This window comes from Paenibacillus sp. FSL M7-1046 (genome assembly GCF_038007405.1).
GTDB lineage: Bacteria > Bacillota > Bacilli > Paenibacillales > Paenibacillaceae > Paenibacillus_AQ.
Window position 1 is genome coordinate 1,070,235 of record NZ_JBBOXB010000001.1, and the last position, 15,115, is coordinate 1,085,349.

The window sequence follows — 15,115 nt, forward strand, 5'->3', positions numbered from 1 at the left end:
AGCAAGCTTGAGGCTTAGATCGCGCCGGCCACGCTGGCCGAATACCCGCTCAGTCCGCCCATTTGCGGGCGTCCGACGGAATGGTACTCCAGGCCGGTGCCTTCGATCTGCTCCTTGGAGTAGACGTTGCGGCCATCGATCAGAACCTGGCGGCGCATACTGCCCGCCAAGCGATGCAGGTCGATATCCTTGAACTGGCTCCAGTCGGTTAGCAAGCATACGGCATCGCTGCCTTCTGCCGCCTCTTCCGGCAGGCCGCACCAGCGGAGCTGCGGATGATCGTATTGCATTTTGAAGTTATCGGCGGCAATCGGATCATAGAGCTTCACTGTAGCTCCCTCCGCTACCAGCGCTTCGACGATTTCACGGGCAGGTGCCTCGCGTACATCATCAGTATTCGGCTTGAAGGCCAACCCCCAAATTCCGATAACCGCGCCGCGCAGGCTGCCGAGCGACTCATGAAGTTTGGAAATAATCATAAACCGCTGCCCTTTATTCACCTCAACCACCGATTTCAGCAGCTTGAACTCATAGTCCACGTTGCCGGCGATCTGGATCAGCGCATTGGTATCTTTCGGGAAACAGGAGCCTCCATAACCGATTCCGGCCTGCAGGAAGCTTGAGCCGATTCTCCGGTCCATCCCCATGCCTTCCGCCACTTCGGTTACATCAGCTCCCACTTTTTCACAAATGTTGGCGATTTCGTTGATAAAGGAGATTTTGGTTGCCAGGAAAGCGTTCGATGCATATTTAATCATTTCCGCACTGCGGATATCCGTTACGAAGATATTTTCAGTGAAGCCTTGATGAAGCTGGCGCATCGTTGGCTCCAAAAGCGGATTATCCAGACCAATCACAATCCGGTCAGGATGAAGCGTATCGCGGATCGCCGAGCCTTCACGCAGGAATTCGGGAGCGGAGACGATATCGAAGGGATGATTCGTGTGGGAAGCAATAAGATTGCGGATTTTCTCATTTGTGCCAACCGGTACGGTCGACTTGGTCATGATGATTTTATAGCCTTCCATCGCTTGCGCAATTTCTGTGGCTGCTCCCTCAATATACGTTAAATCCGCTTCGCCGCCCGGCAGGGAAGGCGTTCCTACAGCGAGGATGACGATATCAGAAAGGCGCACCGATTCCTGCAGATCCGCCGAAAAGGACAATCTGCCCTCACGGAGATTCATTTCGATCAGCGCCTCAATACCCGGCTCATAGATGGGGGATTCCATCCGGTTTAATTTATTGATTTTCTCCTCATCCTTATCGACGCAGATGACATGATTCCCGTTAAGTGTAAAACATACGCCAGATACAAGACCGACATAGCCGGTACCGATTACTGCCAGCTTCATATAATCATCCTCCTTTAAGAAAATTAACGTAGGCCTGTTCCACATACTGCTTGAACTGGACCATAAACGTCTGTTCATCGAATTTATGCGCATGCCCCATAATCTTGCTGATGTCCCACGCATAGGACTCCACTTCGTGGATAGCCTTCAGCAGATCATCCACTTCCTGATTCTGAAAGAATACGCCATTTACATAAGGGACTATGGTATCCAGCGCCCCTCCGGCCTGATAAGCAATGACCGGTCTTCCTGCGGCATTCGCCTCCAGGGGCGTAATTCCGAAATCTTCTTCTCCCGGAAAAATAAACGCCCGGCATTTCGACATCAGGCCCGTGACCTCTTCATCCTCAAGCCGGCCCAGAAAAGTTACATTATCTTTGGCCATTCCTTCCAGACGCTTACGGTCCGGCCCGTCGCCGACGATATAGAGCTTAAGGCCATTCCGGCTAAAAGCCTCCACTGCCAGGTCGATCCGTTTGTAGGATACAAGCCGGGAGACGATCAGGTAATAGTCGCCGATAGAGCTGGAACTTGTGAAGCGGGCTGTATTTATCGGCGGGAAGATCACATCGGCATCCCTATGGTAATAGTTCTGAATCCGCGTCTTCACTACGGAAGAGTTGGCCACGAACTGGTTTACATTTTTGGATGTCCGCTGATCCCAGGTCTTGAGCCGCTGCATATAGACCTTGAGCAGTCTTTTGAACAGTCCGGAATTCGATTGCCGCTCCATGTACGTGTCATAATCCCAGGCAAAGCGCATTGGCGTATGACAGTAGCATAGATGAAACGTGGATTCGGGAACCTTTATGCTTTTCATAAAAGCACTGCTGGAGCTCAGGACGATATCGTACCCGCTAAAGTCCAAATCACGAATGGCCATCGGATAAAGCGGCAGTACCCCTTTAAAATTGGCCTTCACTCCCGGGATCTTCTGCAGCCAGGAGGCCCGGATATCCGCATCTTTGAGGTTGTCGGTCAGGCGGCTTCCGTTAAAAACCGTCGTGAAGATCGGAGCCTCCGGATACATGTGGTGGAAGACCTCCACAACTCTTTCCGCTCCGCCCATTTGGATTAAGTAATCGTGCGCTATCGCAATTTTCATGTAAATCATCCTCAAAGTTTTATGGAGCAGCATCATCAAGTAGTGAATGCATGGAAGGAACGGTGCCCTTAAGCTTTAGCATTGTCCGGAAAAACAGCTCAGGTTGCGGCGAGCAATCCTTTGTAATAAGCGACGATGTCCTTGACCGTATTCTCGATGACAAAATGCTCTTTTACCCGCTTCATTCCACTTTCCGCCATCCTTCTTCGCTCTTCGGGATGGTTCAGCATCCAGGTGATGGAGTCTGCAAGTACGACTGGGTCTCCAGGCTGGATCAGCAGTCCCGTTACACCGGGAACCACAATCTCTACCGGGCCGCCTTCATTGGAGGCGATTACCGGCAGTCCAGCCGCCATGCCTTCGACGATAACCTGGCCGAATGGCTCGGGGGTAATCGAAGTGTGAATCAGCAAATCAGCAGTTTTCATAAGGCCTTGTATGTCATCCACATGACCCAGCAGTTTGACGTTGGTAAGCCCATCCTGCTGCATCTTCTGAATTAATTCCTGTTTATATTCCTCTTCCCCGAACAAGGCATCACCGGCCAGCCAGAACTGGACACGGCTGTCGTCCTTGAACGCTTTGGCAGCCTCCAGCACGATATGCTGGCCTTTCCAGTGCGCCAGCCGGCCCACCAGCAGGACGTTGAAATCCTTCTGGTCCCGTCTGCCGATGCTTTCACCGATTGCTTTGGCAAAAGCGGAGTAGACCACCAGTGTCTTCTTCGAGCGCGGCAGCTCCAGCGCATTCAGCGTGGAATGGGAATTGGCAATCACGCCATTGGGAAGCAGGCGTGACAGCAGCCGGATCGCCTTGGCGACAACCGGCTTCAGGTACGGGGCACCGATATGGTCCCGGATATGCCAGATCAGCGGCACTCCCGCTTTCTTCGCGGCAACTGCACCGTAGAAGGCCGATTTCAGGGAGTTGGTGTGCACACAATCCACCTTTTCCTGTTTGAGCAGCGGCGCCAGCTTGCGGCCGTAAGCCAGCAGCTTGAACGCCGCAGCCGGAGCGCCGAGATTGACGGCATTTCTGCCGCGGCTGCGGATGCTCTCATCAAGCGGGATGATGCGGACGTCGATGCCTTTTTCCCGCAGACGTTCAGCCAGCGCCCCTTCTTCAGCCAGGATGACCAGCGGCTGAATCTCTTTGCCGATGTTGGTGAGAATGTTGAACAGCGCAACCTCTCCTCCGCTCCACTTGGCGGTGTGATCAATATAAGCGACTTTTAGCATCCTGCAGCCACACCCTTTCCCAATGTTTGAAGGAATACCGATTCCACTTGATCGCCCACATGCTGCCAGGTGTATTTCTCCAGCACATGGTTTCTGCATTCGTCACGGCCGGGAAGCAGCTTGCGGTTGCTGAGCATATGGATCATGCCTTCCGCCATATCATCACTGGTTGAACCCTTGAACAGCAGCTCCGGGCGGAAGCCCTGCAGAATCTCTTTGTTGCCTCCGACCGGAGTAGCCATAACCGGAAGACCGGAAGCCAGTGCTTCAACGGTGATAAGTCCAAAGCCCTCGAGTGCCTGTGAAGGAACCACGAACATGTCAGCAGCCTGGTAGTAGGAAGCCAGTTCATGATCGGGAATGTAGCCAAGCAGCCTGACTTTGTTACTGAGACCATAATCGGAGATTTTTTCTTCCAGCTCTCCGCGTAGCGGACCTTTGCCTCCGATCAGCAGAATCGCGTTCGGGAACCGCTCGGATACCTGCTTCCAGGCTTCCAAAAGCTGCAGCAGCCCCATCCGGTTCATCAGCCGCCGGACCGTCAGTACCGTCGTTGCTCCCTCCGGTAAATTCAGCGTCCGGCGGACAGCCAGCCGGTTGCTGGCAGGGATGAACCGCTCCACATTGGCCGCACCCGGGATCACGATGATTTTGTGCAGCGGCACACCGTGCAGACTGTGCAGCATATCGCGGAAATATTCGCTAAGTACAATGAACTGGTCCGCCAGCTTGTAGGCCTTGCGTTCAATAGATTTGGCAATCGTTGTTTTGACCCGGTGCTTAATGCCCTGGCCTTCGATCTTCATCTCTTCATTCCATGGGCCATGAAAAGTCATGACCACCGGAATCCCCCGCTTCTTCGCTTCCATCGCCGGCCCAACGCCGTAGGGTGCGAAGTGGGTATATAGAATATCAATGCGCCCGCTCCCGCTGCCCATCAAATCTGCAGCTTTACGCTGAAAAGCATCCTTACGCTTCCAGATCGTTTCCTTGGGATCTCCGGCGTTATGAATAATCAGTTCCTTCGAGGTGGATGGCGTCTCCTGACTGCAGATCAGCGCATGCACCTGGTTGCGTGAGGAGAGCTGCTCGCAAACGGATTTAAAATAAGTGTTAAGCCCGCCGGGCTGTAACGAGGGCCAACTGAGGCCTGTCGTCATAATGTTTAATCCGTCACTGTACGGCATAGCTTCTCTCCCCTTTCTTTTCTTTCTCGGCCTGCCCCTGTGCGTTGTGCTGGGCCAGCTTGCCGGAGCTGTTCAATTCGTAATGCTTGAAGCCGACCATGAATTCATACATCACCCAAAATACGGATACCGCGAACCCTGCAATGCCTTTCTTGAACAAACCATGCAGAAAATATTTCTGCAGGAACCGTGCCGGCGGCCGCAGCAGCAGATTTCTCAGCTTAAACGGCTTACCGCTCGCATAAGCGCTCTGCGCTTCCAGGTCGGTGTATTTATTAAACCGGGTTACATGGTCATTGATGCTGCGGAAGCCCTGATGCCAAAGCGTTCCGTTCAAGCGAACCGTCCGTTCCTCCAACACCTCGGGCATTTCATGCACCAGGGAGTTGCGGATGCCGTACTCCTTGCGGTTGTACAGCCGCACCAGATATTCACCCTTATCCAGCCATCTGCCCAGAAAATCACCGATCCGGTATAGCGAGTAAGCTACGCCCCGGTCCGTCAGCGCCGGCTTGCGCTCAAGAATATCCTTCGCCAGCTCATCGCTGACCACTTCATCGGTATCAATCAGGAAGACCCAATCATGGACGGCGCGTTCCACTCCGAATTCTCTTTGCTTCGCGTATCCGGGCCATGGGTTGACGTATACCCGGCAATCCAGGCTTTCGGCCAATTGCACCGTCCCGTCTTTGCTTCCTCCGTCGATTACAACCACCTCGTCGGCGAAAAGTCGGCAGGATTGAATTGCTTTGGATATTCGAATTTCGTCATCCTGAGCAATGATGACAGCAGATATCGGGTAACTCCCCGGGCCGCCAAGCACGCTTGTCACTGAATCCATGAAGGTTTCCTCCTTTTTCAGTCCGGTGTGTTTCGTCGATCCGAGAAATATTTGGGCTTCCGATCACTGTTGTCTTCCGATTTCCTTGATTGGACCGCTGTTCGCGGTTGAAATCCGAAGACAAAGGCGAACGCTAACGCTTCTACAGCTCCAAAATTTCTCTACTCTCCGCTAACACCGTCCATTTTTATTTAGCAGCAGAGCAGCTTGCTTTGTACCGCCGCTCGCTAACTCTGGGTATCCGCGGGTTTTTTATGAATATAGGAATTCATCGTCGTCTTCATCCACTTAATGTCGTCCCCGTTGATCAGCAGCCGCGGCAGCTTGACCTTCAGGTTGTATTTAATATTGAGAATAATGAACAAGAACCGCAGTACAGCCGATGACAACATCGCCACCCCTGCTCCGAACAATCCAAACTTCGGCACCAGCAGGAAGAGCATCGGGATCACCAGGATCAAGCCCACTCCCTGAAGAATGGATACGAATTTCGGTTTGCCAAGCGCCATAAAGACCTGAGCCAGAATCAGTGTGCCTCCGCTGATCGTAACTTCCAGCAGCAGCAGGCGGAATACGGTCAGCGCCGTATTGAAATCCTTCCCGTACAGCAACGGAATAACGAAGGGGGCCACCAGCATCAGGAACACCGCGCCGAGCAGGGTGCAGGTCGTACTGATCCGGAATGCTTTGAAGGTAAGGGCGATCGCCTCCTCCTTCGAGAGCTCAGAGGCCTTTGGAAAAAGCACCACGGTGATCGAGTTCGAGAAGAAGTTGACCATCCGTGACAAGCTCACTGCTACTGCATACAGTCCCAAATCGGCTGGCCGCAGCAGACCGGCAATAATGATCTGGTCGATATAGCCGGAGAATTGGCCGAGCAGGTCATTTCCGTAAGAGCCGAGGCCATACGTGAATAATCTTTTGAAATTCAGGTATGCGTCCTTCAGCTTCACCCTGTAGGTGCGGAGCAGCAAGATTGTCATTCCGATAAACAGCGGTACTGATGGAACCAAGTAAGCCAGTGCCGTAGTAAATGGATTCATATGATCCGTGAGGATCAGAACGCCAATGGCCGCCAGCGTCAGCAGAGGAACCAGATATCGCATCCAGTTAAAGGTCTTGTAATCCCCTCTGAACTGAAATGCCGCGTTGTTAATCTGCGAGATCACAATCAGCGGACACAGGATCATCGACCATTGCGCAAAAACCACCACCTCCGGACTGAAGGATTCCAGCCAGTAGGGTAGGACAAAGATTCCCACTGTCATGGCCACCATGCCAAACCCAAGGCCGATCATCAGTGCCACCCGGTAGAGCACCCCGGCCTCATCCGGATTCTTCTTGGCATTGTAGATCAGCGCCGAGGGAATACCGAAGCTCATACTGAACGCCAGAAACTGGGACCAGTTCACCATAGCTGTCTGTTCCCCGCGGCCTGTCGGCCCGAGATAGCGGGCAGTCAGCACACCCGTCAGCATATTGACCAGCAGAATCAGCACGCTGACGAACATGGTTTTTACGGCTGCCGAGCTGTTGTCCTTGCTCTTTGTGAATTTCTTGAGCGAGGACCAGACTGTGCTAGTGGGAAGTGATTTCGCGTTCAACTGCTGCATGTGGTGTTCCCTTCTTTCTGCTCTCAATAATCTCTTTGGCGCCTAGCCCAAGGCCGATCAGCATCCATATCAGATATCCCTTGAGTCCGGGGAATCCGTTGTCAGACACCAGGCTGACTACCGCCCCCATCCATGCTGCCAGCGATAGCCGGGCATAGGGCTGAAGACTGTCCTTGCTGGTGACTCTGACCACAATCTGTTTAATGACGGCCCCAAGTGCGCCGAAGAAGAATAAGGCGCCCAGTACTCCAAAGGTAAGCAGCAGTGCGATAACGCCGTTGTCCATGTTGCCGTACTCTCCAAGCTCCCCGCCGTTGCCAATCTTTGTTCCTTGGCCTACACTGCCGATTCCCTGGCCAACCGGATTAGCGGCTACCATCGGCAGCATGTTCTGCCATAAGCTGAGCCGTTCATTATAGGAGTGGTCTTCCTGTACGGAGGTAAGTGTCTCCATGCGGGCCACCAGCCCCTCTGCTCCCGGCAGCTTGGGAACGATCCAGATCAGCGCTACGGCGACAAATCCCAGCTGAAGCAGGGTTTTCCACTTCCCTTTGGAAGGAGAAGAGGCGATGTACACCAGCAGCATAACCAGCAGGACCAGCCAGGCGGAACGCACCAGCGTGGTCAGCAGACAGACCACAACGAGCAGGACACCGATCCAGCGCAGCGTGCCTTGCCATCTTTTCTCCAGAATCATCGGGACGAGGGCGAATACCAGGAAGGTCGCCGCCGGTCCGGGAGAATTCAGAGTGGAAAAGACGCGAATTTCCAAGGGATACGGTGTTCCGATGGACATCATATCTGCATTCCTCATCCAGAAAGCGTCCCAGGGAGGAACCGTCAGATATTGGATGATGCCGTAGATCGCCACCAGGACTGCGATATTGGCAAAAGCGTACAGCAGCCGGTCAATATCCTTAGGCTTGAAACGCGTTACCGCGAAGAACGGAATCAGCAGCAGCGGTACGATGTAGTTAGCCAAATCGTATACCGAGCCTATGCCGTTCTTCGCCAGACCGATCAATGCGCCGTAGGCCAACGCTACCGAGAACAGCAGGATGATCCGCGTGGAGGATTTCCGGATTCTGTGGATTTCCTTCAGCACCGGAATCGCAAGTGTTGCTCCCGTCAGCAGAGGCGCCAGGCTGAGCAGGGATACCGAGTGGTATACCCCTTCGTACCAGTCGGCGAAACGCCGCAGCTCCGGGGCCACCGCCCAGATCAGCAGAGTATAGGCGATCAGGTGTTTTGGCTTCAGCAGCGCCAGCAGGAAGGCGGGGAATAGAATCCCTGCCAGAATGACCCCCTGCAGACTGCTGGAAGAACTGAGCTTCGCACTGGCGAAGCCGATCAGCAGCGGAAGCCCCAGGCACATAACGCAGATCAGCGTCATCATGACACCTGACTTCACCGAAGTGAGGGATGGCAATGTCCGGTTGCTTTCATTCTGGCTCATCATCTTCATTTCCCCACCTCCGCCCTACGGCCATCCAAAATTCGTATATTTACTCAAATCTTCCGCCCTTGATCTTATCCCGCTTGCGCAGCTCTTTAAGCAGCAGGACCAGGAACTGGGCATCATCGACAAGATATCTTTTCCACAAGCGCCCCGGTTCCTGGCTCAGACGCCAGAACCATTCAAGCCCTGTTTTCTGCATAAAGTCCGGCGCCCGTTTGACGGAGCCAGAGAGGAAATCAAAAGTCGCTCCCACGCCGATGGAAATCGGCGCCCGGTATGAGGTGTAATGCCGGTAGATCCATTTTTCCTGCTTCGGTGCGCCCACACCGACGAATACAATATCCGGCTGGGTTTCGGTCAGCATTTGGATAATACGCTGATTCTCTTCCTCGTTGTGCTCAAAACCGTAGGAGGGAGAATAACAGCCGACAATGTTCATGCCGGGATAAGCCGCCTTTAAATTCTTTGTCGCCCGCTCAGGCACACCTTCCGCCGAGCCCAGAAAGAACAGCCGGTACTTTCTTTGCTCGAAGGCGTCACCCAGGCGGCTGAAGAGATCTGATCCGGATACCTTCTGCTTCAGCGGCTTGCCCAGCATCTTCGAAGCCCAGATCAGCGGCATTCCATCCGCCACTACGGCACCTGCTTCGGAATACACCGCCCTAAACTCTTTGTCCTTGCGAAGCTTGATTACATGATCGACATTGCAGGTCAGGATGTAGGATTGATTCCTTTCCTTAATGGTCTTGTCGATGTATTCAAGCAGATCCATGAAATCGTAGTTATCGAAATTGACATCGAACATATTCACTTGGTTCATCGTATCACTTCTTTTTGTGGGGAATCGGTTGGCTGTGAAGATCGATACAGGCAGTTCAGGTACCAACAGAACGGAATAATGGATTGGACCGTCGACAGCGTGTTGTCGGAAAAAGAATAAATTAGGAACGCTGCAATAAAGAGCAGATAGTAAGGTTTGACCGGCGGTGCCAAAGCTCTGTAAACCAGAAGAAACACAGCCAATAAGGAAAGCAACAGCAGGATGGCGCCGATATATCCTCCATCGAAATAAAACCGGATGTACTCGTTGTGCGGAACCACAAAGCCTTTGTACAGCGACCCGTCATTGGCTACAGTCACTGCACCGAGTCCTCTGCCCGCAAGGGGCGAATCCTCCGCTTTGTGCAGGAAATATTCCCAGGCCTCCGCCCGTCCCGACAAATCAACACCCGTTTCGGTCGTCCGTTCGAAGGAGCGCTTCTTGATGTTGTCCAGCTGCAGATAGACAGCCGAGACAATCAGGAGAAACGAGCACAGCAGCGGAATCAGATATTGCGTTCTCCCCTTTAAGTACTGACGGGAAATGTCGTAAAAATAGTAGAGAACCATCAAAACCAGGGCTAATATCGGTCCCCGCGTCCCTGTTCCGATCAGAATTAGAAAGTTCAGCGCCAGCATGGTGTAGAAAAACTTGATATGCTGCGGACTCCGTTTCACCTCAATAAATGCGATGCCCACTCCCATAAAAGCCAGCATAGCCAGATGCGCTGGAATGTTCGCCCCCTGTATCCGTATAGCGCCCGTGAACTCGATATCGAGAAATGAATGGATATGAGCCGCCTGCAGCACCACTCCAGCCAGCACGCTGACCAGCGGCAGCAAAGTGATGATGCGGATTTGCTTCTCAGCCACTTCTTTCTTCCAGTTGATCAGGAGAAACACGAAGGGAAGCGACAGACCGATAAAGGCTTTTATGGCAATGGATGAGCTCATCTCCGGCAGCCAGATCGAGAAGCCAAAGGTGATGAACACCAGTGCCACCATGGCCCAGAGCGGAGGACTGAGACGGAACTTCAGGCCATTGACCAGAATGCAAGGCACCAGAAGCATCAGGATAACCAGCTTATAGAGGGAAAGAATTTCAATCCCGAACATGATGCCGTTATACAAGAAGTTAATGGAGATCGCCGTCGTCAACAGAACGAAATAACTGATCAGTTCAGGACGAGAGAGAGAGACAACCAGCAATATAATCAGGAGTACGGCAGCTACCGCAATTGCCGGCTGGTAAATGACCGCTGTTCCGAGGAACAGGGCAGACACCAGGTAGAGCATTCCGTATGGCAAAGCGTTGATTTTTGAGCCCCACCCAAAATTAGTCATTGTCTTCCCTCACCCCGCTGCAGATTGCCTCTTCCGGTTCCAAATCATATGAAGAGTTCCCCGAATGCTCTCCAGCCGGCATCTGTTCAGAAGCTTTCTTCCCTTGCTTCTGGAGAGGATCGAATCCGCCATGATATAGACTACTTTGGCGGCCGTCTTGACCAGCAGGATCAGATTGCCCTTCACACCTTCGCTTTTCATAGCGTTGGATATGCCTTGACTGTAATATCTTTTCATAATCCAATCTTCAGTCAGACGGCCTGCCGGTACGAAATGATCGACCGCCATCTGAGGATGATAGAGAATGGAATGTCCTTCTCCCTGTATTTGACCGAATAACCAGGTCTCTTCACCGGAGAGAAGTGAATCTCCCTTTCTTCCGAGCTCCAGAGGAAACAGGCTGATGTCAAATACAAGCTTACGCATAGCCATGTTGGCTCCGCAGGGATGCAGCCGTTTCGGATATTCCCTCACCCGGTCACCCAGATCTACAATCGTGTAAGGCAGTTCAAACGGCTTAATAAGCCATTCAGGCCGCTTACTTTCAAAGATCGGAGCGATTTTCCCGCCCATGGCCATTACTTCCGGATGTTGTTCAAAACTGTCAACAATCGTTGTTATCCAGGTTCGGCAAGGAATCGCATCATCATCAAGAAAGGCGATGATTGGCGACTTGGAAGCCAGAATCCCCGTATTTCGGGCTGCCGACAACCCCTGTACCGGTTCCAGAAGATAACGGATATCCATCTCTGCTCCTTCCGTCTCCATAAAGCGTTTGGTGACGGACGCCGTATCATCCTTGGAGTGGTTATCCACCACGATAATCTCTGCCTGATGCAGATTCTCCAATGACAGCAGCGATTGAAGGGTCTTGACTAGCAAAACCGATCGGTTATAGGTACAGATAATGATGGAAATCTTAGGTACCTCTCCGTATTCAAGCATCGGCATTCACCCAATTTCCATATTTTTAATAAGCATTTTTGGATCCGAGCAGCATCAGGGCGGTTTTCGCAATGATTTTGAGATCCAGCTTCGTGCTCCGGATCTGGATGTAGGTTAAATCCAGCTGCACCATCTCGTCGAAGCCGACGCTGTTTCTGGCGTTTACCTGCCAATAACCTGTGCAGCCAGGTGTAACTATGAGCCGCTGCTTGTCGTATTCCGAATACTGCGCCACCTCTTCAACGAGCGGAGGACGGGGGCCAACCAGACTCATATGGCCCATCAGCACGTTCCAGAGCTGAGGCAGTTCATCAATGCTCGTCTTGCGCAGAAATCTTCCCGTCCGTGTAATCCGGGGATCATTCTTGATTTTGAACATTGCGCCGCTCACTTCGTTATAAGCCATCAGATTCGCCTTCAGCTCTTCAGCATTAGACACCATAGATCTGAACTTATACATTGGGAACAGCTTCTCTTCTTTGCCTACCCGGGTTTGCCGGAAGAACACTTTGCCTTTCGGATCCTCCAGCTTGATCAGGACAGCAACAAGAGTGAATAGCGGCAGCAGTACGAGAAGGCCAAGAGCGGAGAAAAAAATGTCGATAATCCGCTTCATCACCAGATAGGAATCCATACCTTTATTCCCTTCTTTGGCATGCAGCATGTAAAGTTTCGGCAGGACGGCCTCATAGTCTTCCGGCAGTTTTTGCATGCTCATTTCTCCTCATTCCTCCTAAAGGTTTTGTGGTTCTCCTCATTTTTAGCTAAGCGTGGTTTGTCCGGCCTTGCTGAGCCATTCCGACATGGCATCCATTACCGGATAGCGCAAGTCCTCACTCTGCAGGGCAAATTCCAATGTGGTTAAAATATATCCAAGGCGTTCGCCGACATCATATCTCGTACCATCAAAGTTATAGGCATATACCCGTTCGCTTTGATTGAGCTTCTGGATCGCATCCGTGAGCTGAATCTCGCCGCCAGCACCTTTTTCCTGCAGGTCCAGGTATTTGAAGATCTTAGGAGTGAACACATAACGGCCCATTATTGCCAGATTGGAAGGTGCTGTACCCAGGGCCGGCTTCTCGACGAAGTTGTTAACCCGGTAGAGTCTTCCATCCTGCAGATCCGGTTCAATAATCCCGTAACGGTTAGTGAATTCATCCGGAATTTCCTGAACACCAATCACTGAGTTCTGTGTTTCTTCATATTGGTCGATCAGCTGCTTCAGGCAAGGAACCTGTCCGGTTACGATGTCATCACCGAGCATAACGCCAAAGGGCTCGTCTCCGATAAAACGTCTTGCGCACCATACCGCATGGCCCAATCCCTTTGGTTCCTTTTGACGGATATAGTGTATTTCTACTTTAGAGGAACGCTGAACCTCTTTAAGCAGTTCAAGCTTGCCGTCCTCCAGCAGCCGGGATTCCAGTTCGAACGCATTGTCGAAATGGTCCTCAATTGCACGTTTGCCTTTACCGGTAACGATAATGATATCCTCGATACCGGAAGCGATGGCTTCCTCTACGATGTATTGAATAGTTGGCTTGTTGATGATCGGCAGCATTTCCTTAGGCATTGCTTTCGTCGCGGGAAGGAAGCGCGTTCCTAGCCCAGCAGCAGGGATAATTACCTTTTTTACCTTTTTCATCGCACTTACCTCCTAAAAGTTTTGTGAGCTCATTTACTATGATTCATGGCAATGCCAAGAATTTTGGTTCCGGTCTGATCCATGAGCGTCTTCAGCTTGCGGAGCGCTTCACGCTTCGATTTGCCGTGCCTTGCCACGATGATGACACCGTCCGTCAGCGGGGCCAGGATTCTTGCATCACTGAACTCCACAGCCTGCGGCGAGTCGAGCAGGATAAGATCGAAGCTTGTTTTCAGCTCTTCCAGCAGAGCTGCCATTTTGTCGTTACCCAGCAGATCCGGCGGACTGACAGCGGTAATACCGGCAGGGATCACGGCCAGATTCGCCAAATTTCCGTAAACTGCGACATCTTTGGTTTCCTCAGTGCCGCCCAGATAAGCGGCAAGCCCATGGCTGCCTTCCACTTCAAACACGGAATGCAGTCCGGGATGTCTCAGGTTGCAATCCACAACGGCAACCCTCTTGCCATCCTGAACGAAAGAAACCGCCAGATTGGCCAGAATGGTCGTCTTGCCTTCTCCGCCTTCCGCTGAAGTGAAGAGCAGCACTTTGCCTGCGTTTCCGCCAAGCAGTCCCAGCTGGCGGATATAGGTGCGCAGCGAGCGGAAGGATTCGGAGATATGCGAGGACGGATTCAAGTCCGTGATCAAACTTTTATTCAGCCGCAACATAAGCGCCCTCCCCTACTCTCGAATTAGCATTTGCTGCTTTACCCAAATCACGTTTGCGGATGGTAGGAATGCTTGCAATGACCGGCAGACCCAGGTCGAATTCGGCTTCCTTCTCACTCCGGAGCGTTCCATTGAGTGTTTCCATCAGCAGGATGATCCCTATTGCAGCCATCAGCGAAACTACAAAACTGATGATGATATTCATGTTGGCGCCACCGTTGATCGGTCCGGGAACATCGGTTGGGTCAGCAGGCGTCAGGAATGTTACATTATCAAGCTTCATCAGTGTCGGCAAGCTGCGGATAAACGACTGTGAAACCGCGTTTACTATCCCAGCTGCTTTGCTGTAGCTTTTGTCCTGCACGCTGATATTGATGACCGAGCTTTTCTCTGAAGATTTCACCTGCAGCTTCGACGCCAGCTGGTCTTCCGTCAGATTGAATTCCGGGTGATCCGCTACAACATTCTTCATAATCGTGGGGGATTTCATGATTTCCTTATAGCTCTCGATGAGGTTAAGGCTGAAGTTTAGATTGTTTAGATTGTTGCTCTCGGGTACATTTGCGGTGTTATTGACCAGCAGCTGTCCGGAGGCGGAGTAGACGGGTACGACGAAGTTCTTGCTGACGTAGAAGGTGGTGGCGCAGGAGATTAATACAAACACCATGATTAACCATAACCTTTTCTTTATCAGGTTAATGTAATCCAAAATCGTCTTTTCCACAGTAACCCTCCTTCCGCATTAATTCTGAAAGCAATCATGAAAGTTTCAGATATCTTACTTTTATTCTATCAACCCGTACGACTTGCCACATGGGTCATACCATCACTTTAATCTTCACTTTCGTGTGAGTCCTATTGGCACTTAAGTAGACCACTATGGTATACTT

At 51.9% G+C, this 15,115-nt stretch carries 14 protein-coding genes; all 14 read right to left on the minus strand.

The window, feature by feature from the left end:
• Positions 1–14: 14 nt before the first annotated feature.
• The 14 genes from NYE29_RS04495 to NYE29_RS04560 all read right to left on the minus strand — a co-directional run bounded on the left by NYE29_RS04495 (position 15) and on the right by NYE29_RS04560 (position 14,949).
• A complete protein-coding gene (locus tag NYE29_RS04495; protein ID WP_038586516.1) occupies positions 15–1,355 on the minus strand; it encodes a UDP-glucose dehydrogenase family protein in 1,341 nt (446 codons plus the stop codon).
• 4 nt (positions 1,356–1,359) lie between these two features.
• Entirely contained in the window at positions 1,360–2,460 is a 1,101-nt protein-coding gene (locus tag NYE29_RS04500) for a glycosyltransferase (RefSeq protein ID WP_038586514.1), read from the minus strand.
• A gap of 98 nt (positions 2,461–2,558) precedes the next feature.
• Positions 2,559–3,698 (minus strand): glycosyltransferase family 4 protein, encoded by a 1,140-nt coding sequence (locus tag NYE29_RS04505; RefSeq protein WP_038586511.1) that lies wholly within the window; start codon positions 3,696–3,698, stop codon positions 2,559–2,561.
• The gene (locus NYE29_RS04510) at positions 3,692–4,885 is read right to left on the minus strand and encodes a glycosyltransferase family 4 protein (protein ID WP_038586508.1); all 1,194 of its coding nucleotides are present in this window, start codon (positions 4,883–4,885) and stop codon (positions 3,692–3,694) included. Before NYE29_RS04510 ends, NYE29_RS04505 begins: the two co-directional genes overlap by 7 nt.
• Positions 4,872–5,726: a glycosyltransferase family 2 protein gene (locus NYE29_RS04515; RefSeq protein ID WP_038586505.1), complete on the minus strand. Its 855-nt coding sequence runs from the start codon at positions 5,724–5,726 to the stop codon at positions 4,872–4,874. The genes NYE29_RS04510 and NYE29_RS04515 overlap by 14 nt, the downstream gene beginning before the upstream one ends.
• A 227-nt stretch (positions 5,727–5,953) precedes the next feature.
• Positions 5,954–7,339, minus strand: a complete 1,386-nt coding sequence (locus tag NYE29_RS04520; protein WP_340894600.1) for an oligosaccharide flippase family protein — start codon at positions 7,337–7,339, stop codon at positions 5,954–5,956.
• Positions 7,305–8,798, minus strand: coding sequence for an O-antigen ligase family protein (locus NYE29_RS04525; RefSeq protein ID WP_445322198.1), 1,494 nt, complete (start codon positions 8,796–8,798; stop codon positions 7,305–7,307). The genes NYE29_RS04520 and NYE29_RS04525 overlap by 35 nt, the downstream gene beginning before the upstream one ends.
• Before the next feature lie 46 nt (positions 8,799–8,844).
• The gene (locus NYE29_RS04530; RefSeq protein ID WP_038586496.1) at positions 8,845–9,618 is read right to left on the minus strand and encodes a WecB/TagA/CpsF family glycosyltransferase; all 774 of its coding nucleotides are present in this window, start codon (positions 9,616–9,618) and stop codon (positions 8,845–8,847) included.
• Positions 9,615–10,961 carry an O-antigen ligase family protein gene (locus tag NYE29_RS04535; RefSeq protein WP_340894602.1) on the minus strand — a complete coding sequence of 449 codons (1,347 nt, stop codon included), beginning with the start codon at positions 10,959–10,961 and terminating at the stop codon, positions 9,615–9,617. The genes NYE29_RS04530 and NYE29_RS04535 overlap by 4 nt, the downstream gene beginning before the upstream one ends.
• Positions 10,962–10,970: 9 nt before the next feature.
• Positions 10,971–11,912, minus strand: a complete 942-nt coding sequence (locus NYE29_RS04540) for a glycosyltransferase (RefSeq protein ID WP_340894603.1) — start codon at positions 11,910–11,912, stop codon at positions 10,971–10,973.
• 19 nt (positions 11,913–11,931) lie between these two features.
• A complete protein-coding gene (locus NYE29_RS04545) occupies positions 11,932–12,624 on the minus strand; it encodes a sugar transferase (protein ID WP_076109995.1) in 693 nt (230 codons plus the stop codon).
• A 42-nt stretch (positions 12,625–12,666) separates the two neighbouring features.
• Positions 12,667–13,554, minus strand: coding sequence for a UTP--glucose-1-phosphate uridylyltransferase GalU (galU, locus tag NYE29_RS04550; protein ID WP_038586488.1), 888 nt, complete (start codon positions 13,552–13,554; stop codon positions 12,667–12,669).
• Positions 13,555–13,583: 29 nt separating this feature from the next.
• On the minus strand, positions 13,584–14,225 hold the full coding sequence (locus tag NYE29_RS04555) for a CpsD/CapB family tyrosine-protein kinase (RefSeq protein ID WP_340894606.1): 642 nt from the start codon (positions 14,223–14,225) through the stop codon (positions 13,584–13,586).
• Positions 14,209–14,949 carry a YveK family protein gene (locus tag NYE29_RS04560; protein ID WP_340894607.1) on the minus strand — a complete coding sequence of 247 codons (741 nt, stop codon included), beginning with the start codon at positions 14,947–14,949 and terminating at the stop codon, positions 14,209–14,211. Before NYE29_RS04560 ends, NYE29_RS04555 begins: the two co-directional genes overlap by 17 nt.
• Positions 14,950–15,115 lie beyond the last annotated feature (166 nt).

Excerpts from the sequence above, each read along its gene's own strand:
- NYE29_RS04520 (WP_340894600.1), bottom strand. The coding sequence starts at position 7,339 with ATGCAGCAGTTGAACGCGAAATCACTTCCCACTAGCACAGTCTGGTCC.
- NYE29_RS04505 (WP_038586511.1), bottom strand. The coding sequence starts at position 3,698 with ATGCTAAAAGTCGCTTATATTGATCACACCGCCAAGTGGAGCGGAGGA.
- NYE29_RS04555 (WP_340894606.1), bottom strand. The coding sequence starts at position 14,225 with ATGTTGCGGCTGAATAAAAGTTTGATCACGGACTTGAATCCGTCCTCG.
- galU (WP_038586488.1), bottom strand. The coding sequence starts at position 13,554 with ATGAAAAAGGTAAAAAAGGTAATTATCCCTGCTGCTGGGCTAGGAACG.
- NYE29_RS04495 (WP_038586516.1), bottom strand. The coding sequence starts at position 1,355 with ATGAAGCTGGCAGTAATCGGTACCGGCTATGTCGGTCTTGTATCTGGC.
- NYE29_RS04525 (WP_445322198.1), bottom strand. The coding sequence starts at position 8,798 with ATGATGAGCCAGAATGAAAGCAACCGGACATTGCCATCCCTCACTTCG.
- NYE29_RS04535 (WP_340894602.1), bottom strand. The coding sequence starts at position 10,961 with ATGACTAATTTTGGGTGGGGCTCAAAAATCAACGCTTTGCCATACGGA.
- NYE29_RS04530 (WP_038586496.1), bottom strand. The coding sequence starts at position 9,618 with ATGAACCAAGTGAATATGTTCGATGTCAATTTCGATAACTACGATTTC.
- NYE29_RS04515 (WP_038586505.1), bottom strand. The coding sequence starts at position 5,726 with ATGGATTCAGTGACAAGCGTGCTTGGCGGCCCGGGGAGTTACCCGATA.
- NYE29_RS04510 (WP_038586508.1), bottom strand. The coding sequence starts at position 4,885 with ATGCCGTACAGTGACGGATTAAACATTATGACGACAGGCCTCAGTTGG.
- NYE29_RS04540 (WP_340894603.1), bottom strand. The coding sequence starts at position 11,912 with ATGCCGATGCTTGAATACGGAGAGGTACCTAAGATTTCCATCATTATC.
- NYE29_RS04500 (WP_038586514.1), bottom strand. The coding sequence starts at position 2,460 with ATGAAAATTGCGATAGCGCACGATTACTTAATCCAAATGGGCGGAGCG.
- NYE29_RS04545 (WP_076109995.1), bottom strand. The coding sequence starts at position 12,624 with ATGAGCATGCAAAAACTGCCGGAAGACTATGAGGCCGTCCTGCCGAAA.